Source organism: Levilactobacillus wangkuiensis, assembly GCF_016861605.1.
Taxonomy (GTDB): domain Bacteria; phylum Bacillota; class Bacilli; order Lactobacillales; family Lactobacillaceae; genus Levilactobacillus; species Levilactobacillus wangkuiensis.
This window is the reverse complement of record NZ_BOLM01000006.1, coordinates 55048-73243: the sequence shown is the minus strand read 5'-3', so window position 1 is coordinate 73243 and position 18196 is coordinate 55048. Positions and strand designations below refer to the sequence as shown.

Below are 18196 nucleotides of genomic sequence, written 5' to 3'. Positions count from 1 at the left end.
TACTGGGCCTGCTAAGGCTGAAAAAGTCGTTTGTAGGCTGTTCGCTTGATGATGATTAACATAATCATGGATTTGATCGTACGGTGAACGGCTATTGTCAAAGCTGGCAAGGCTGATAATAGCTTGGGGATGAAGGGTTGCTAAGCTGTGCCACTGTTGGAGAGCACCCGGTAGTAAGTGGAAATTAAGGGTGGCTGGTTTACAGACAATGACCAGTTTGAAGCCGTTACGCGTTGCTCAATCGATAAATGCTGTGTTAGAGGTAGTTGCAGATTTAATGATAGTTTTTTGAAATGTTGTGATCTAATTTCTTCAATCAGCGTTGTTAGATGAGGCCAGCTTAATTGGGTTTCAGGTGTAATGTTAATGAGGATATGCATGACGTGAGACTTCCCTTTAAAATAAGATATAAGGTTTCAGAAGAGGCCGCAGCTGGTTAGAAAGGCTGCTGTGACCTGAAGAAATCTTACTTAAATAGTAATCCTGAACTCAGGGGAGAAAACGCCAATAATCGGCCATTTTTTTGAAGTGACAAATATAATAATTTGGGGTTTCAGGTGAGACCAATCGTTATTGATTAGTTGTTACCCCGACCCTAAATAACGCCTTCCTGGCTGTTCAAGAGGAGAAGATTAGATTAATCGAATATATTAACATAGGGTATAAGGATACTACATTTTATGGTTGATATAAACAATTAAATTGAAAGGGCAAGCCAGGGCGAAAGCGAATAAGGCGTCATTTTGGTATCGATCAAAGGTCCTTTCGGAGATTAGGAGCTTGGAACATGTCTTGGGGACCGTGTACGCATTAATGTAGCGGAGACGTAGAATATCGGCTAGAAAGGCAATGTCTTCGGTATCGTTATGAAGAGTTTCAATGGAGTTGCTTCAAATAAAAATGTTCCTACCTAGAGATTAAAATCAGCTAGGTAGGAATTTTTGATTATCGACGATTTTAATAGGATTCGTCGCAGAAAAGAGATGTTAAAAACGATTGTTGAAGTCAGCATGAATCAGACATGAATGAATTTTGAGGATAGTTTAAGGGTTAAACACATTCTAAGTTGAAGCATTTAGTGATAGACTAACATTAATATGGGAGGGAAACAATCATGAAAAGAGTTATGCAAGCAATTATGACGGTGGGGGTTGTAGCCGGGGCTTGGGGCGCTACTAGCGTATCGGCATCAGCTAACAGTCAGTATTCAGCTGCTAGATCTCATTCAGTAAAACTGGTTTGGCGTAAGAGTATGAAGCAGCATACGTACACGGCTACCAAGGGTGCACGGTACTCAAAACATTTGGGAATCCGGTACAGTAATAACGATGTAACGCCGACCGTGACCTGGTATACGGATGCACATGAAAAGCTGTATCGCAAGAACAAAGGGAACTCGGCAATTTATTATCATGTGAAGAGTGCCGATGGAACCCTTCAGGGATGGATTTGGCGCGGATACTTGACTAAGGCTGTAAGTACAAATGCTGCTACGACTCCAACTCCAACGACTACTCAGACGCCTAGTACCTATGAGGCAATGGCTAAAAAAGCTATTCTTAGTATGGGTATGGGTGCGAAACCAGACGCGAAGACAATGCAGTTAGCAAAGACGATTTTGAATGATGTGCTTGAAAGTAATGTTCACTTTTCCTCGGAATCAGAATTATTCCCCAATACTGAAAAGAATAACCAGAATGTGTATCTTGGTGATTTAACAGATAATCAAGGTTTTAATAATATTACATCGCCAGGGGCGCAGTTCTTATTTAATTTATTGAAGCAAAATGGTATTGAGAATATGGGGTATGGAACAAATAAGGCAAGAACGTATCTTCACATTGGTAATAAAGTTGATATGGCAGAAGATTTATCCTCTATCTTTACCCCTCACTCTGATATATGGGGGCAGCAAGGAGTAACGAAGAAAAATTACTTTGTCGAAGCAAAAATTGGTGCCGCTATAACTCGCACAAGTGATGGTCGAATGGCAACGTTTGCGATTGCACGCTTCCCAGATAAGTATGCAAAACTAGTGGTTCGTGATTAATTTTGTAAGATAGTTATGAGAACAGCAAAATGCACAAAAAAGGAGTTTCTAATCGTCAAGATTAGAAACTCCTTTTTGTTGTGCTAACGCTTATTAGCCTAATATTTGAAACGAATTAAGTCCGATTAAATATAAGGTACGTAAATGTTGCCATTGGCTGATTCATAACCAACAGTGACATCAGGAACAGCGGGGCTGTATCCGTTTTTACTACTCAATGGGTAGCTGTAGGGAAGGTTCTTTGAAGAAGTTACATTAGCAATTAAGAATTGCTGGCCATCTGGTTGTACACCATAAATGGATTGTGTGTATGATCCGTGGGCAGCTTCGTTACCTGAGGTACCCTTAGCAATTACAGTTCGAGCTGGATTGGCATTAGTCCAATCTTTTGCACCGACACCCTTGACACGCATGTTGGAGCTGGAATGGATGTCCGCAGCTTTTTCTGTGATGGTCTTGCCATCTTGATTGGCTGGAGTTTTATCATTTTCCAAGGTGTAAATCTGGTTACCATCGACGTGAATGTCATCCATGGTGTGATTTGTGGTACCGACAGTGAACAATGCATAAGAGGGGGCGTACTTCAGAGCCTTCTCAGCATTTGCGTTGTCCGTGTTATTGAGAATGTCGGGTTCAGCAACATGCAACATTTGTGGGTTCATATTGAAGATCTGATTGTTACGAATATAGAAACCACTGTTGTTTAGCTTAGTACCTTTCTTGTAGTTATAAAACATAAAATCCGTAACCACCGTAGTTAGCAGGCATAGGATCAAGAATTAAGCAATTGGTCAAGTTGATGTTGGCGGAGGCAGAACCTGGGCCCTAATAGTTGCCGATAATAATTTCGGATATACATAGATTACAAGTGTTAATAAACCATTGCAATAAGATTACACGGGATAATGTTTTGTTAAAAATAGCGCTATCTTCTTGTCCACCATGAAAGTAACCCCTATAGTGAAGAAAGGCACAACTTACAGAGTGTGGAGAACTCTGCGGTTGGTTTTACATATAAGGGGAGAGATTAATGAAACGTTCAAGGGAGAATTATCTGTACTATACGGGGATGTTTATCGTATTAGCCGGCCTGTTGTACGGCATTTTTATTTTGACTGGAAAATCGTTTATTTGGGAAGGGGACGGCCTGGCGCAACACTATCCCGTATTGGAAAAGTTCTACACCTGGCTGCATCAGGGAAGCCTCACTGGCTGGTCCTGGGACCTGGGTCTGGGGGCCGACAAGGTGACGACCTTTTCCTATTACGTGCTCGGAGATCCATTCAGCTACCTGATTGCGCTGTTTCCACGGCATATGTTGGAGTTCGGGTATAATTGTCTGATTTTACTGCGGCTCTACGCGAGTGGCTTGGCCTTTCTATTCTTCGCGCGGCAACGAGATTTCCGGCCGACTAGCGCGTTACTGGGGACCTTGGCCTACACCTTCACTGGTTATAGCTTGTACGTCAGCATTCGGCATCCGTTCTTTCTCTTGCCCATGATTCTGTTTCCGTTGCTGGCGTATGGTATCGACCACGTCTTACGGGGGCGGTCCTGGGTGCCATTAGCGGTATTCACGGGCCTGGCGTTGGTCAGTAACTTCTACTTTGCTTACATCCTAGCTATCGGCAGCCTGATCTACGCCGTCTTACGCTATCTGAGTCTCCGACCGTTGCCCCTGTGGCAAACGGTGCGGCGTTTGGTGGGTGCCGGTGTGACGGGCTTTCTGCTGGCGGGGAGCCTGTTTATCCCATCCGTGCTAGGTGCGCTAGGATCCACGCGGGCCGGGGGCCAATTCGCCAATGGGTACAAGCTATTTCCGTTTGATTATTACCTTCGCCTTCCCAATGCGCTGGTGACGACCGGGAACCCGATGCGCTTTTGGGTCAATCTGGGTGTGAGCGGCCTGGTTTTTCTGGGTATCGTCTACGTGCTCCGACATTTCCAGCAGTACCTGTGGTTAAATGTGGGCTTACTGCTCCTGGCGGCGGGACTCCTCATCCCGGCAGTCCCAGCACTCATGAACGGCGGCACGACGCCCTCGCAACGCTGGTTATTGCTAGGCAATCTGGCGTTTGGCCTGGCGACCATGCACCTGTTGGACCATGTGACGACACTGACCCGTGGGGACTTACAGGTCATGATTGCTAGTGTGCTGAGCCTACTGGTAGTTGTATGGGCAGCCAACGGGTTCATTTTCAACAATCATGTTCATGATTTCACCATGTACGGGCTACTACTGGTCACGCTGGGGGCGCTGATTTGTGGGGTCGTGTTCCACTGGTCATCGCGTCAGTTGCTGGGGAGCTTGTTGGCATTGTTGAGCTTGAATATCGTGACCAATGGGTACGGCTATTACAGTCCCAACTCGGGCGGTGCCAGCCAACAGTTGTTGACCCGCGGAGTGGCAACGAAATTTCAAAAGAACTTCTACGACGGGGCACAACAGTTTACCAACCGGCAATCCGGGTTCAGCCGTAGCGCCACCAGTAAATACTATTACTATAGTGATGACGCGAAGACCAACTTGGGGATGAACCTGGGGAGCCATGACATCATGAGCTACTTCTCCGTGCAAAATGGGGCGGTTGGCGATTTCAGTCAGGCGCTGGGCAATGCGCAATTTCAGATGAACAAGCCGATTAACCAAGCGGATAGCCGTACGACGTTGAATAATTTGTTGGGCGTGCGAACAATCTTTGCCCGCGGCAATCAACTGGGGATGCAGGCACTTCCGTACGGCTATCAGCCAGCGACGCAGCACGGACAACGCGTCACGTATCGTGATCAACCCGTCCACGGACTCGGTAACGCCTATGATACGGCCGTGCTCCAGTCCAAGAACGCCTTACCGTTGGCATACGTTCAGCTAAAGCAACTGCGAAACGGTCAGTTCAACCGGCTTAATGGGAGTGACCGCGAGCAGGCGCTAACTGCCGGCGCATTAGTGGCGGGTGGCGCTAAGGGCGTCCCCACCACGACCTACCACAGTTGGCAGCGTGAAGTAAAGTACGCAGCGGACAGCGATTCCCAGCTTGCGCTGACGAGTTTAGCCAAGGTGGTCACGTATCGTCAGCAAAATAATCAGTTAGATCCGGCGCCGGACCAAATTCAAAAGCCATCGTTGCGTAAGCATAACCTCGATCGTTCCGTAAGCATTGAAACGGACCGGCCCCGGTTGCGGCGATTGACACGAGAGAATCGGCAAATTCTGCGGGCCAATCAAAAGAAAAATGCGCACGGTTTGCGGCAACTGACCAGTGATAACCAGAATCAGCCGATTGCGGTCAATTTGACTGTGAAGCGGTCGAAGACCACGCGCGGTACCGAGGTTTATTTGGAATTACGGGGCATCCAGGCACAGGGATTCGGGGTCATTGATAAGTATCGTGGCACCCAGAAGACGCAGGCCTTTCGTAACAGTGCCTTCACGGGAATCGCCCGTCTGAATCGGTTACGGAATGCCCTCTGGAACCTAAACGATGGGGCCTACACACTTACGGTCGGCAGTAAGCAAAATGTCACCAGCTATCGTCAATTGGGGCAAAGTAACCTGTCGGATTACCAGCCGCAACGGCGCGTGCTCCTGAATCTGGGGTACACCAAGCAGCCGCGGCAAACGATTCGCGTGACCTTCCAAGGCGTGAAGCAACTTACGTTCAAGTCGGCCAAGCTAATTGCGGTCCCATTTGGCAAGACCTATGATCAGCGGATGCAAACTCTGAAGCATCAGGGACTACATCAGTTGCGGGTTCATGAGAATACCGTGACAGGAACGTCTCAGGCCCAACAGGCCAGTGTTCTGACGACATCGATTCCGTATTCTACGGGCTGGCACCTAATGGTAGATGGGAAAGTGACCCCCACGACTAAGGTCAACGTCGGTTTTGTTGGCGCAAGGTTGCCAGCAGGTACCCACCGGATCCGCCTGACGTATCGTACACCGGGCTTACGCGTGGGCCAGTGGTTGACGGGACTGGGTGTCGTGGTCTTGATTGTGACTGGAACGGTTAGCATGGTTCGGCGGCGGAAATAGAGATCAAATGAGAATTAAAGAAGACAGCCTCACATTGGAAAATCCAGTGTGGAGCTGTCTATTTTTGACGAGTTGATAGGTGTACATGGCTAACGAAAATTAATGGTGAGTGGTGGTTTAACGTCATGTAAACCGTTGAGGACTACAACCCGCCTACTTGATCTTCTCATTAGTGATAGCTTCAATATCACCCTTGGCAATCTTAGCCATGTGCTTCTTCAGATGTTTAACGTCAGTCTTGTTCGTGATAAAGCCGGATTCGACCAGACTGTAGTCGATGCCTCGACGTCGCAACACGTTGCAGTTCCGCAGGTTGGTCCGGAAACTGTAGCCGTTGTATGCCCGGTTCAAGCCAACGTATTTCTTGATGACCTTGGCCAAGCGTTTGTCACGGGCCGTGGGGTGCTTCTTGTGAATGATGACGTGGCCACCGTGACCGGCAGGGGCGTCCAGATGGAACATGATGACGGTCGTGTGCTTGTTCAGCTTGTAGCTACCCTTGTGGTGGTAGAGCGTGTCGCTGACCAGGTTGTGCTTGGGATTATAGAAGGTGATGGTGCTGTGCTTAACTTCCTTGGCGTACTTCCGCAGCTGAGGCAGCATGTGTTGCCGCAAAAAATGAGCTTCGGTCGTCCCATTGCCGCGGGCACCAGGGTCACCGGCACCGTGGCCCATGACGATTAGATAATTTTTCTTCGGGGTCGTGCGCTTCGCCGTTTTAGTGGTCTTCGTGGTGGTTGCTTTGGCAGTTGCCGTGGTCGTTTTGGCCGCAGCGGACGTGGTCCCAAAGGTCAATGGCAGTAAGAGTAGGGCTGCTGCTAAACCCAATTTCCAGGTTCTCATATGTAGAACTCCTCATGTTGTGATGTGAATCGTTATCAGTTCAGCTGATTAACTGAATTAATGATACGCCAAATGGCACAAGAATTGTAGGGTTCATTTAAAAGAAAAGGAATTATACAAGAGAGAATTCACATCGAGTTAGATGCTAAATTGGAATAATACCTTATGGGTGTAAGGTCGAACACAGTTTTATCGGCCGTACACCTTTGGTACGCTATAAAGGCAAAAAACATTATGATGAGGAGAATGCTCAATGGGAATGCGGGTTGATTTATTACAGGAATCATACGCCCAACTCTATGAGTTAGTGGGCGAAGAGTTAACCGAGAAGATTTATGAGATGTACCGGGGCCGGCAAATTTCATTTCCGATGCGCCTTTACAACCGTGACAAGGTCGCCGAACAAATCGTTGAGGAATACGACGGTCACAACCTGGCTGAGTTAACCAAAAAATATGAATACTCGCAGCGCTGGATTCGCCAGATCATTCAGAAACATCGCGAAGAACATGGCGAGGAGAAATAAGAAAAGACGTTTGGACTTGAGCCCAAGCGTCTTTTTTGGCGTTATACTAGATTAAACAACACCCACAGGAGGTCCCACCAATGACACCCGAATCCCAAGTCCAAGCCATCATTACCGCTAACCTAGAACTCATGCAGATTCTACGGTTTATCCGCGACTGCCACCTCAAGCAAGGGGCGTTGGCAGCGGGGAGTATTCGCAACACGGTCTGGCAATCGTTGAGCGGGCAACCGCTTCAGCTGCTTAGCGACATTGATGTGGTTTTCTTTGATCCTGAGCGGCCGGTCAGCGATGACTTGAAAATTTACGAACACCTGACACAGCTGGCACCACAGTACCAGTGGCAGGTGAAAAATGAGGTCTACATGGCGCATTATGATTTCAATGATGCGCCCGAGTTCACGTCCGTGGCCGATGCCATTGGTCATTTCGTTGAGGTGCCCACCTGCGTCGGCGCCTACCTGAATGGGGATGCGGTCAAATTGATTGCACCCCATGGCGTGGCTGACCTGGTCAATCTGCGGTGTCGACCGATCTCCTTTTACCAGCAGGATGCTGAGCACCTCGCGATTTATCAGCAGCGAATGGCGGCCAAACAGTGGCAACGGACCTGGCCGCGGCTGCGGGTTGCGGAACGCTAGCAACATCTCCAGAACAAATCTGATATGGCCTGATTTTAAGTCCATTCGTTTAACCGCGAATGGGCTTTTTTGCTAGGCATGCCCCTTGCAATCCCCACTACGCGCGGTATTGTAGAGGCAAAGCACTGCGAAAGGAAGCACACTAATGAAAGATACAACGACACTTTACCAACACGGCACGTTGGCCTTGCTGGTGCCCGGATTGTTAGCCGGCACCCTGACCATGGCTGAGCTCTTGCGGCATGGCGACACGGGCATTGGGACTGGGGAAGGTCTCGATGGCGAGCTGATTATTCTGGATGGCCACCCGTACCAGGTCAACGCGCAAGGCGAAGTCCATGAGGTGGCGGGTGACTTCACGCTGCCCTTTGCCAATGTTCACTACGCCGACTACCAGCCGTTGATGACGGTACTGGGCGCCAGTCAGGCCGACCTCAACCAGCAGATTCGCGCACTGGCGCAGCTGGACAATGCCTTCTTCTCCGTTAAAATTACGGGACTGTTCACCGCCATCCGCACGCGGGCCGTGGCTAAATCCGAGCCGCTGTATCAAACGTTGGCCCAAGCCGCGCAGCAACAACAGATTTTCTCGCGCGGTGAGGTCGAGGGCACGTTGATTGGCTACTACGCGCCCCAACTCTACGATGGCATTGCGGTTGCTGGGTTCCACGACCACTTCCTGGCGGCTGATCACAGCTTTGGCGGTCATTTGCTAGACTTTGAAAGCGTTGATGGTGAGGTCAGTGTTCAGCCTTTTAGCACGTTGGCTCAGCACTTGCCGATTGCGGACGCCGCTTACCGCCAACACGACTTCAGTGGTGACGATATCGTCGGGGATGTTCGGCGGGCGGAGCACTGAGTTCACAATCATTAATATAAAAACTAAAAGCAGTGCCAACCGCAAAAATTCCGGTTGGCACTGCTTATTTTTCGTTGGCGTGGGACCGCGAAAAAGAAAAACGTCCCCACTACTTGTTGGTAGCGGCGACGTTTAGTTAGTTAATCTTCGACTGATTTGGTTTCTAAGACTTCGGCTGGGGCAGTCCGCTTCTGCACGGCACCCAGGATAGCGCGGGCGATTGGCCCAACAATCAGCAGCTGTAATGGCAGGGCCATGAACAGGTTGAAAATCCAAGTGTGCAGGTAAGTGAGGAAGAAGTTGCTCCCGAAGTTTTGGGTAACGACCATCCCGAACAGAGACATCAGGGTGACCATGCCGGCAACCATCATCACTGAGATGGTGAGGGCGATACGAATCTGCTTCTTTTTCATGTAATCGTTAATGATAAAGTGGAAAAAGATGTATTTGACGCCGGGGCCGATGATCCCCAGGTCGCAAATGGCGGCGACGATAAGGGCCAGTGGGTAGCCGGTCAGGACTTCACGGATGAAGTGGTGTGAAAATCCGTCGGCTAGGGCGATGTTGTAGCCAGCCATGACCAAGACCATGAGTCCCGCCATAACGGCTGTGAAAAGTAATTCTTCTTTGAAATTTTTAGGCATTGTGTTGCTCCTCGTTTAAATTTCCCACGAGATGCTAGCGTACCACATATTTTTGGTTCGTGTAAGGATTATTTATGGAATGAGACATATTTATGAACCGTACCTATTTCGTCGATACCCTTAACCGAAACGTGTTTTCCGTTCTTTTTTACGTGAATGGTAGTACTGAAATTACCACCGTTTTTGCCAGAATTCGTAGAGATGCCCTTGATTAAATAAGTATTTTTACTAGATTTAATCAGATGCGCTTTAGCGATTCCCAAGTCAAGACCTTGCCATTGGTTACTAATTTTATAGGAAAACGTTTCGTAAATAAAATGGCTTTTAACATGTAATTGCCGGCGATACGTGGCAGTGCCCTTAGTCTTCCAGGTTCCACGAAGTGACTTAGGTATCGGTTTATAAGCCGCCTGAGCTGAAATACCAGGCATGCCTGCCCCAACAGTCGCAATGATTAAACCTGCTGCCATTAGTTTCGTAATTTTCCGCATAAAATCATCCTCCTAGAGTCGCTGGCGAACTCGTCGGCGGCTTTTTAAATTTATATAAAACGCTAAGTAAGTTGGTCGCCCATAATCGTTCATCACCTTGGAGGCGATACAACCTGAGCTAACTTGAGTTTACCGGAACTAAATGGACGTTACCAATCAGTCTGCCCGTGCATTCCCACCTGATTTCTGCAAGGTAAACCGCATTACCCCGAAACCCGAATATTTAGTAGGATTACCCTGTATTCATCGTTTCATAACTAAATAGTTAACCATTCAGGAGGGATTCACAGTGCATAAAGTGAAGTACATATTGAGCGGCTTCTTCGCGCTCGGCTTGATGGTCACGGGATTTGCGGCCCAACCAGTTACAGCCCAAGCCAGCAATACGGCGGACAAAGTCGTTTACAACAAGGTTTATAACAAGACCAAGACGTTGTATCACACCAAGTACGGCTTCTACAAGAAGATGTACAAGACGGGGATGAAGAAATCCGCTTCGGCTAAATACGAGTACAAGCACCATTTCAAGGTTAGCCGGATTGCTAAGAACGGTCACGGGGTCTTCTACAAGACTAACCGGGGGTGGATTCGCCAAGATGCCTTTTACAAGTGGGTTCGTTATTCCAACAAAATGGATTACACCATGAAGGTCAACAAGAAACACATTTTGCTCTACAATAAGCCTAAGGGACTGAAGGGTGCTAAAGTGACTGGGAGTACCAGCACTAAGAACCTCGTCGGCCACTGGTACCACGTGGATAAGCGGGTCGAATTAAACACCACGCCATCCAAGTCCGGGTACTACCGGATCAACGTTGGCGACAAGAATTACTGGATTCGTGCCAAGTACATGACCATGGACCAAAAGGCCCTCAAGGGGAACATCAAGAAGGTTGAAAAGGCCATCAAGACGGGTTCCGCATTGGTTGGTCAGTCCAAGTACTTGTGGGGCGGCGGCCGGACGAGCTCCAGCATCGCAGCTCGTCGCTTTGACTGCTCATCCTTTATTCACTGGATCTACGCTAAGTCTGGCGTGCGCTTAGGACCAACGTCCAGCTGCACGACCTACACGCTGATCCACATGGGCCGGAAGATTAAGCCAAAGGATATGAAGCGTGGGGACATCTTCTTCTTCAACGACAAGGAGGAAGGGCCTAACTGTCACGTTGCCATTTACTTGGGCAACAAGGTCTTCCTGCACGACTCACCAAGCTCAGATACTGGTGGTGTCGGAATTTCTAGCTTAAACGATAGCCACTGGAAGAGCCGGTTCAACGGCAGTGTTCGCCGGTTGGTGGGTTAAATTGAATGAGATTTAAGGAAAGTCGTCGCCAGTTGGTGGCGGCTTTTTTCGTACAGCAAGAGAGATAGTCTAAATAATTTGTCGTTAATATGGATAGCTGAAGCGTAGTGCTTGCAAAGTAGCAGCTGATAGCTATATTGATAAATATAAGCCGGAAGGAGTGGTCACCATGATCATTAAGACGCGAAAGTTAAAAGGTACCACCATTTTGACGGTACCCAGTAATATTGAAACGGTATCTGAATACGATGTCTATGAAGGACAAGAGGGTCAGATTATTTATACGCCCAAAGGAACTAATCCATTTTTAGATTCTAAGTTTGTGGCAACACACGATTTTTCACAAAAAGAGGCGTTTGCGGGTCATGCAGTGGGGAGTGAGTTGTCTGAAGATGACAGTTATGCTAACCATTGAGAGCCATCCTCAGGCGTTCAGCGTGGCAACCATCTAACGAATCACCTAACGAAATGGACGCCCAGAGACACGTATTTAGCCGGGTTGTCCATCGACTGGACGTCTCCTAGAGTGTTGAGAACAAACAAAAGAAGGTCCGGGAACGTGACACACGTTCTCAGGCCTTCTTTGTCTAAGCTAATTCACTTACGTTGCAGAAACTGAGCATCTAAGCTTAACCCATCTGGTCTTCAGGTTCACTCTTATCCGCGGTATCATCGTGGTGCTTACCGTTCTTGTCCTCTTCCTTTTCCGGGAAGAACTTGAACATAATCTTGTTAAAGTAGTCTGACGCGTACCCAATCACGAAGATTCCCATGAACATGGATGCCAACAGTTCAAAGCAGAACATTGGCCAGCTCTTGATGGTGATGTTGGAGATGATCAGCATGGTCGTTCCCCAAGTAATCAGCCAAGCGGGGACTTCCGTGAATGGCAGGATGGTTCCCTGCAGGAAGAGTGCCAGGAAGGTCAGAATCCCAAACATTACCGAGGAGGCGACCAAGCCGGAAATCCAGGACACGTGCAGCAGTGAGAACGCCAGCAGGCCCCAAATGAGACCCAGGCAGAAGCTCAACATAATATTCCAAATTTTATCCTTAGGGAAGCCGGCACCGAAGAAATAGGAAACGGCAATGAAGGCTGCCGCACCCATCCACAGTGAAAAGCCCGTCATGATTAGACTGTAAACGATGGTAAAGCCACCGACCCCAATGGAGTCGAACCAAACTTTTTTACTAATTTTCATGAGTGTAATCCCCTTTGCTAGTTAGCGCTTCCATTCTACGTATTGCTCTAGTGTACAGAATTACGCAGAACCGCGCAAGGACTTTAGGTAAAACGTTTAAACCCAAAATGGGGCCGAACCCAAACATAACGTTTTGGCCCAGCCTCATTCGGGGTTCGTCACGCCCCGCGTTCAATCATTTTCTTAAATCCCCCGGCAAGCAGGCGTGACGCGCTTAATTTTTTAGAAATGAGTCAAGCGTGGTGACTCGATCTTAATGTCTTCTGGATTACCTTCCCGACCAGGCTTCATCACAACTTCACCAGTCGAGATAGCGCCAACCGGGCAGACCAGGTTGCACAGGTGGCAGCCGACACACTTGTCGATATCAACTGTTGGGCGGCGAGCTTCTTCATTCCATTGGATAGCTTGGTGCGCACCATCGAAGCAGGAAATGTAGCAACGGCCACAACCGATACACTTGTCCCAGTCAATCTTAGGGTAAACTTTGTAGTCCCGGTTCAGAGAGTCAACGGGTACGATGCTCTTGTTGGCAGCGCCGATGATTTCTGACAGGTGGTCGATTCCTTGTTCTTCCATGTAGTGCATTAACCCGTTCTTCATGTCTTCAACGATCCGGTAACCATATTGCATAACGGACGTGGTAACTTGAAGGGTGGTTGCCCCTAACAGGAGAAATTCGGCAGCGTCTTGCCAAGTTTCGATCCCACCAATCCCAGAGATTGGTAATTGTTCCATGCCAGCGGCTTCACGCAATTGTTGAATGAAGCGTAAGGCGATTGGCTTAACGGCTTTCCCGGAGAACCCGGAGACGGAACCCTTGCCGTCAACCGTTGGTAAGGCCGTCTTGCGGTCGATGTCCAAGTTGGCGATGGACTTGACCGTGTTGATCGTGGCGATCCCGTCAGCGCCACCGTCCATGCTGGCTTTAGCAGCAGGAACCATGTCGGTGATGTTTGGCGTCATCTTCGCTAAGATTGGTAAATCAGATCCGCGACGAACGGCGGCACAGTACTTCTTAACTAGTTCAGGGTTGGTCCCAACGTCAGAACCCATGTCGTGAGAGGTCATCTGTGGGCAAGAGAGGTTCATTTCAATCATGTCGGCTTTGGCTTCGGTGACTAATTGGGCTAATTCTTCCCAGTCTTGTTCGTTGGTCCCCATGATGGAGGCGATGATGATCTTGGTTGGGTAGTTTTCCTTTAACTTCTTTAAGTCATGCAGGTTTTGTTCCAAGGGATGTTCGGCAATTTGTTCCATGTTCTTGAACCCAACGAATGGGGTGCCTTCCTTGGTTAATTCATCAAACCGTGGCGAAACTTCGTCAACTTTAAAGTGCTTTGGTCCAATCGTCTTGAAGGCAACGCCGGCCCAGCCTTCGTCAAAGGCTTTGGCACACATTTCGTAACAGTTGCCTACGGGAGAAGAGGATAGGAGGAAAGGATTCTCAAAATGCACGCCTAAGAAATCTACGGATAAGTCTTTTTTAATCATTATTCGTTACCTCCTACCAAGTCTGCTTCTTTGTCTTTGTCCATAATCATTTTGTCGATTTGTTCTGCGACTTCTTTACCTTTACGAACGGCCCAGACAACGGTCTTGTCGCCTTGTGCGATATCACCGGTAACGAAGACCTTTGGATCGGCAGTGCCGTAACCAGCGTAAGGAACTTCTTCGTGCTTGTCGATGGTGATGTTCAGGTTAGCAGCGTTAACGCGTTGCCCAACGGCGAGGATGATCTTGTTGGACTTAATGGTCATTTCGCTGTCGATGTGACGGTGCTTGAAAGTGACTTCATTGCCGTTAACAGCGGTTGGCACGTAGCCATCAACGATCGTAACGCCAGCTTCACGAGTGCCTTTGAGTTCCTTCTTGGAAGCTTTGAATTCGTCAAATTCTTCGTAAGCCATGTCGGTCACGTTCTTCACGTCTAAGCGGCGTAACGTCGTAGCAACATCCATCGCAACGTCCCCACCACCGATAACAACGGCGTTTTCAGGTAAGTCGGTGATGTTCCCCTTGGCTTCTTTAACGCGAGCCAGGAAACCAACGGCCGTTTCAACGTTTTCGTTGTTAGCAAACATAGGAAGAACTTTACTTTCGCTAGCACCAACGGCTACGACAACGGCGTCATTGTTGGCCTTTAAGTCGTCCATCATGATGTCATCGCCAACCGTGGTGTTGTAGTGAATGTTAGCACCCAAGTTGATGATCCGCTTGATTTCGTATTCCACGATATCGTTTGGTAAACGGTATTCTGGGATGCCGTAGGTTAAGTAACCGCCGGCCTTTTCATTCTTTTCGTAAATGTCAACGGCGTAACCCTTGGTCAACATGGTCGTGGCAACTTGCAAGCCAGCAGGGCCGCTACCAACGATGGCAATGTGCTTGCCGTTGGACTTGCCTTGCTTCAGGATGTCCATCTTGGCAGCTTGTTCGAAGTCGGTGACGTAACGTTGAATCCCACCGATATCGATCGGGCAGTCAATGCCAGTCCGTGAGCAAGCCAGTTCACAGTACTTTTCAGTTGGGCAAACCCGGGCACAAATGGCACCCAAGGCGTTGTTTTCCCGAATGGTTTCGGCAGCACCCTTAACGTTGTTGAAGCGCACGCTGCGGATGAAACGTGCTGGATCAGTGTCAGCGGGGCAGGCCTTGGAACATGGTGCGTCGTGGCAGAGCAAGCAACGAGCTGCTTCTTCCATTACCGTAGTCATAGTGTATCCTGGGGCTTCTGTTTCGTATTTTTTAGTCATGCTGATACCCTCACTATCTTTTTTTGATTTGGTTGATTGCTATAATGATGAGACGCGTGATGGTCGGTATAAGTCTGGTTATGTACCTTGTTATTTCTTTCACGTGTCTTGAACAACTAGAGAATACCATGTCCAGGGATGACGGTAAAAAATTCCCGGGAATTCTGGCCGATATTCGTGTTTGAGAGCGGTTTCTATATACATTTGTATATAGGAAAAACACCCACCATTTGGCATAATTGAGGGTTTTGCCTAATAGTTGGGGTGGCGAAAACGGTGAGAAAACGTGAATTACCAGCGATTGCGGTAATTAATGGTGCTGGGGCGAAACTTTTCCATGTTATTTTGGCATAAAATACTGGCGGCAAATTATTCCCGCCAATATGCGCCCCAATCCCTCAGATGGCATAATTGGGTTAGCTCCTCTAGGATAGTGGAAGCCAGTGCCTGCCGGGCGGTGAAAATGGGTCGGAACGCTATGGGCGGACACCCGGAGCCAAAAGGCGGTCTCCGGGATGCTTTGAACCTCTTGGAAGCGAGTTTCAAAGACACCAATTCTCTAAGCGGCAAAGAGCGCCACTAAGGGAATTCCCATGGCTGAACCCATTTTCACCGCCCTCTCGGCTTGGTTGTGTTAGGTCGCGTAACCCAAGTCATGCCACGGGTGTGGTGGGTGTTGGTTTTGTAAAATTGGGTAGCAGGAGAGGAGCGGTCTTCGACCTCGCTTTGAACCTCACAGCCCGAGTTTCAAAGTCGCCATTTACTGAGCTGACCGCTCAGTAAATCCCACGGCTGAACCCATTTTTTGTCGCCCTCACGGCTGGGATGGATCGAGTCCCAAACACAATTTTGCCATGGGTATTGATGGTTGGGGGTCTGCTGGGCGGTGAAAATGGGTCGGAACGCTATGGGCGGACACCCGGAGCCGAAGGGCGGTCTCCGGGATGCTTTGAACCTCTGAGAAGCGAGTTTCAAAGACACCAATTCTCTAAGCGGCAAAGAGCGCCACTAAGAGAATTCCCATGGCTGAACCCATTTTCACCGCCCTCTCGGCTTGGTTGTGTTAGGGCGCGTAACCCAAGTTATGCCACGGGTGTGGTGGGTGGGTTCCGAGCAAAATTATGCGTCATAAGTTACGACCACAGATTGTCGTGTAACTTGTAAGTCGTCGGAATCAAAAATAGACAGTAAACGTGATTTAATGGAGATAGAATCAACCAAATCAAACGGAAGTCGGTGGAAGCTTTGTCTGATGAAATTAATTTGCTGGTCACACTCAATTCAGGATACTTGGAGCCTTTAAAGGTCATGTTGTTTTCGGCGCACGCCAATAATCCTGGGGAGCGCATGCATTTGTGGTTGGTGCATGCCAGTCTGACGCCTGACGAGGTGGCGTCTGTGCGGCAGCTGACCACGGCGTTTGGCTGGGAGCTGAGCGCCGAACGGGTGACGGCGGACTTTACGGCCGGGGTGCCCTTGATCAAACGTTATCCGCGGGAAATGTATTTCCGCCTTTTGAGCGGTCAGATTTTGCCGAAATCAGTGAAGCGGGTCATCTATTTGGACCCGGACCTGTTGGTGATTAACAATTTACGGCCATTATGGACGCTAGATTTAGCGGGTCACATGTTAGCGGCGGCCGTTCACCGCGGCGTGACCAATCTCATGGACAGCGTCAATCAGTTGCGGCTGGGCACGACGACCAGTTATTTCAACTCGGGTGTGCTGGTCATTGATTTGGACCAAGCGCGGGCCAAAATTAAGCTGAGCGACATCACGCAAACAATTGAAAAATATGAAAGCGAGCTAATTTTACCGGATCAGGATATTTTGAACTTCCTGTATGGGCCAGACATTTTGGAAATTTCCGAAGAAATCTGGAACTACGACACGCGTAAATACCTGATGTACCAGACGCGCAGCCTGAATCAGCACGAGATTCACTGGGTCATGGCCAATACGGTGATTCTGCATTACTGCGGGACGCCCAAGCCGTGGGACCCGGCCAGCGACGGTAAGTTTACCGGCTTATTCCTGAATTACCAGCAGCAGCTCCAACGGCTAAATGGTCGAGGCTAAATAGTCGCCTCCGAGATGGTGAAAATGAGTCGTGACGCTGTGGGCGCACGCCTGGAGCCAAGGAGCGGTCTCCAGGCTTACTTTGAGCCGAAGGTCACGTCTCAAAGATATCAGTGGTCTAAGCGGTGAAACCGCTAAGACCACTCCCACGGCTGAACTCATTTTCACCATCTCTGCGGCTGACGTGGATTTAGCCCGGTCGCAAAGTGTTTGCTAGTTCGGCAGTTTTCTAGGCTGATTGTGTGAACAGAAACTTTACGTGAATGTTGATTACTAACAGAAAAGGTCGTGATTCCCTAAAATTAGGGGTCACGACCTTTTGCTGTCTGGGAGAATGTCGTCAAATAGGGTATCAGGTTAATCGTAGCATTAATGGAAAAACGGTTGATTTTGGTTTACGCGGGTCTAACTGTAGCTGTTTATTGAAAAAGGACGGATTTTTTGATTTATATTGGTCTAGCCGTAGCTGTTTATTGAAAAAAGGCGGATTTTTTGATTTATATGGGTCAAACCATAGCTGTTTATTGAAAAATTGCCGATTTTTTGATTTGAAACGCTTACACACAGGAGATAATTAAAAAAATAGGTCGTAATTCCATTTGATTAGGAATCACGACCTATAACTATTTGGAGGAAGACAAATTAAGTGATGATAACAGTAACACAAATGCACTGACCACCAACGATGAAAAGGCACAACCGAAAAACTAGGGTTAGCGTAGCTGGCGGGCGACCGGTGCGGAAGCCTGTGTTCGTGGCGTTTGTC

Annotated in this window: 15 protein-coding genes; 8 read left to right on the top strand and 7 right to left on the bottom strand. The window is 48.5% G+C overall.

The features are described from left to right. Positions 1 to 1114: 1114 nt before the first annotated feature. The gene (locus JUF13_RS14415; RefSeq protein WP_225893619.1) at positions 1115 to 2050 is read left to right on the top strand and encodes a hypothetical protein; all 936 of its coding nucleotides are present in this window, start codon (positions 1115 to 1117) and stop codon (positions 2048 to 2050) included. Between the two features lie 125 nt (positions 2051 to 2175). Here JUF13_RS14415 and JUF13_RS06000 read toward each other — a convergent pair whose 3' ends face one another. Beyond that, a complete protein-coding gene (locus tag JUF13_RS06000) occupies positions 2176 to 2787 on the bottom strand; it encodes a hypothetical protein (protein WP_203638434.1) in 612 nt (203 codons plus the stop codon). A 293-nt stretch (positions 2788 to 3080) separates the two neighbouring features. Here JUF13_RS06000 and JUF13_RS05995 point away from each other — a divergent pair, with 293 nt between their 5' ends. Beyond that, on the top strand, positions 3081 to 6086 hold the full coding sequence (locus JUF13_RS05995; protein WP_203638433.1) for a YfhO family protein: 3006 nt from the start codon (positions 3081 to 3083) through the stop codon (positions 6084 to 6086). A gap of 153 nt (positions 6087 to 6239) precedes the next feature. Here JUF13_RS05995 and JUF13_RS05990 read toward each other — a convergent pair whose 3' ends face one another. Beyond that, positions 6240 to 6929 carry an N-acetylmuramoyl-L-alanine amidase gene (locus JUF13_RS05990; protein ID WP_203638432.1) on the bottom strand — a complete coding sequence of 230 codons (690 nt, stop codon included), beginning with the start codon at positions 6927 to 6929 and terminating at the stop codon, positions 6240 to 6242. A 253-nt stretch (positions 6930 to 7182) separates the two neighbouring features. On the opposite strand from JUF13_RS05990, the gene JUF13_RS05985 reads away from it, so the two are divergent. The 3 genes from JUF13_RS05985 to budA all read left to right on the top strand — a co-directional run bounded on the left by JUF13_RS05985 (position 7183) and on the right by budA (position 8955). Further along, positions 7183 to 7455: a Mor transcription activator family protein gene (locus tag JUF13_RS05985; protein WP_203638431.1), complete on the top strand. Its 273-nt coding sequence runs from the start codon at positions 7183 to 7185 to the stop codon at positions 7453 to 7455. Positions 7456 to 7535: 80 nt separating this feature from the next. Further along, complete coding sequence (locus tag JUF13_RS05980; protein ID WP_203638430.1) at positions 7536 to 8096, top strand: nucleotidyltransferase family protein; 561 nt, start codon at positions 7536 to 7538, stop codon at positions 8094 to 8096. Between the two features lie 145 nt (positions 8097 to 8241). After that, positions 8242 to 8955, top strand: coding sequence for an acetolactate decarboxylase (gene budA / locus JUF13_RS05975; RefSeq protein WP_203638429.1), 714 nt, complete (start codon positions 8242 to 8244; stop codon positions 8953 to 8955). Between the two features lie 140 nt (positions 8956 to 9095). On the opposite strand, the gene JUF13_RS05970 is transcribed toward budA, so the two are convergent. Both JUF13_RS05970 and JUF13_RS05965 read right to left on the bottom strand, forming a co-directional pair. Then, the gene (locus JUF13_RS05970; protein ID WP_125764029.1) at positions 9096 to 9599 is read right to left on the bottom strand and encodes a DUF2798 domain-containing protein; all 504 of its coding nucleotides are present in this window, start codon (positions 9597 to 9599) and stop codon (positions 9096 to 9098) included. Positions 9600 to 9667: 68 nt separating this feature from the next. Next, complete coding sequence (locus JUF13_RS05965) at positions 9668 to 10090, bottom strand: hypothetical protein (RefSeq protein ID WP_203638427.1); 423 nt, start codon at positions 10088 to 10090, stop codon at positions 9668 to 9670. Positions 10091 to 10379: 289 nt separating this feature from the next. On the opposite strand from JUF13_RS05965, the gene JUF13_RS05960 reads away from it, so the two are divergent. After that, positions 10380 to 11393 (top strand): C40 family peptidase, encoded by a 1014-nt coding sequence (locus JUF13_RS05960; RefSeq protein ID WP_203638425.1) that lies wholly within the window; start codon positions 10380 to 10382, stop codon positions 11391 to 11393. Between the two features lie 169 nt (positions 11394 to 11562). Continuing rightward, the gene (locus JUF13_RS05955; protein ID WP_203638423.1) at positions 11563 to 11808 is read left to right on the top strand and encodes an antitoxin of toxin-antitoxin stability system; all 246 of its coding nucleotides are present in this window, start codon (positions 11563 to 11565) and stop codon (positions 11806 to 11808) included. Between the two features lie 214 nt (positions 11809 to 12022). On the opposite strand, the gene JUF13_RS05950 is transcribed toward JUF13_RS05955, so the two are convergent. The 3 genes from JUF13_RS05950 to JUF13_RS05940 all read right to left on the bottom strand — a co-directional run bounded on the left by JUF13_RS05950 (position 12023) and on the right by JUF13_RS05940 (position 15351). After that, complete coding sequence (locus tag JUF13_RS05950) at positions 12023 to 12595, bottom strand: DUF1097 domain-containing protein (protein WP_203638421.1); 573 nt, start codon at positions 12593 to 12595, stop codon at positions 12023 to 12025. Between the two features lie 222 nt (positions 12596 to 12817). After that, on the bottom strand, positions 12818 to 14089 hold the full coding sequence (gene preA / locus JUF13_RS05945; protein ID WP_125764043.1) for an NAD-dependent dihydropyrimidine dehydrogenase subunit PreA: 1272 nt from the start codon (positions 14087 to 14089) through the stop codon (positions 12818 to 12820). Beyond that, a complete protein-coding gene (locus JUF13_RS05940) occupies positions 14089 to 15351 on the bottom strand; it encodes an FAD-dependent oxidoreductase (protein WP_203638419.1) in 1263 nt (420 codons plus the stop codon). The genes preA and JUF13_RS05940 overlap by 1 nt, the downstream gene beginning before the upstream one ends. A gap of 1236 nt (positions 15352 to 16587) precedes the next feature. Here JUF13_RS05940 and JUF13_RS05935 point away from each other — a divergent pair. Continuing rightward, the gene (locus JUF13_RS05935; protein ID WP_225893618.1) at positions 16588 to 17430 is read left to right on the top strand and encodes a glycosyltransferase family 8 protein; all 843 of its coding nucleotides are present in this window, start codon (positions 16588 to 16590) and stop codon (positions 17428 to 17430) included. The last annotated feature ends 766 nt before the right edge of the window (positions 17431 to 18196 follow it).

Excerpts from the sequence above, each read along its gene's own strand:
- JUF13_RS14415 (WP_225893619.1), top strand. The coding sequence starts at position 1,115 with ATGAAAAGAGTTATGCAAGCAATTATGACGGTGGGGGTTGTAGCCGGG.
- JUF13_RS06000 (WP_203638434.1), bottom strand. The coding sequence starts at position 2,787 with ATGTTTTATAACTACAAGAAAGGTACTAAGCTAAACAACAGTGGTTTC.
- JUF13_RS05995 (WP_203638433.1), top strand. The coding sequence starts at position 3,081 with ATGAAACGTTCAAGGGAGAATTATCTGTACTATACGGGGATGTTTATC.
- JUF13_RS05990 (WP_203638432.1), bottom strand. The coding sequence starts at position 6,929 with ATGAGAACCTGGAAATTGGGTTTAGCAGCAGCCCTACTCTTACTGCCA.
- JUF13_RS05985 (WP_203638431.1), top strand. The coding sequence starts at position 7,183 with ATGGGAATGCGGGTTGATTTATTACAGGAATCATACGCCCAACTCTAT.
- JUF13_RS05980 (WP_203638430.1), top strand. The coding sequence starts at position 7,536 with ATGACACCCGAATCCCAAGTCCAAGCCATCATTACCGCTAACCTAGAA.
- budA (WP_203638429.1), top strand. The coding sequence starts at position 8,242 with ATGAAAGATACAACGACACTTTACCAACACGGCACGTTGGCCTTGCTG.
- JUF13_RS05970 (WP_125764029.1), bottom strand. The coding sequence starts at position 9,599 with ATGCCTAAAAATTTCAAAGAAGAATTACTTTTCACAGCCGTTATGGCG.
- JUF13_RS05965 (WP_203638427.1), bottom strand. The coding sequence starts at position 10,090 with ATGCGGAAAATTACGAAACTAATGGCAGCAGGTTTAATCATTGCGACT.
- JUF13_RS05955 (WP_203638423.1), top strand. The coding sequence starts at position 11,563 with ATGATCATTAAGACGCGAAAGTTAAAAGGTACCACCATTTTGACGGTA.
- JUF13_RS05950 (WP_203638421.1), bottom strand. The coding sequence starts at position 12,595 with ATGAAAATTAGTAAAAAAGTTTGGTTCGACTCCATTGGGGTCGGTGGC.
- preA (WP_125764043.1), bottom strand. The coding sequence starts at position 14,089 with ATGATTAAAAAAGACTTATCCGTAGATTTCTTAGGCGTGCATTTTGAG.
- JUF13_RS05940 (WP_203638419.1), bottom strand. The coding sequence starts at position 15,351 with ATGACTAAAAAATACGAAACAGAAGCCCCAGGATACACTATGACTACG.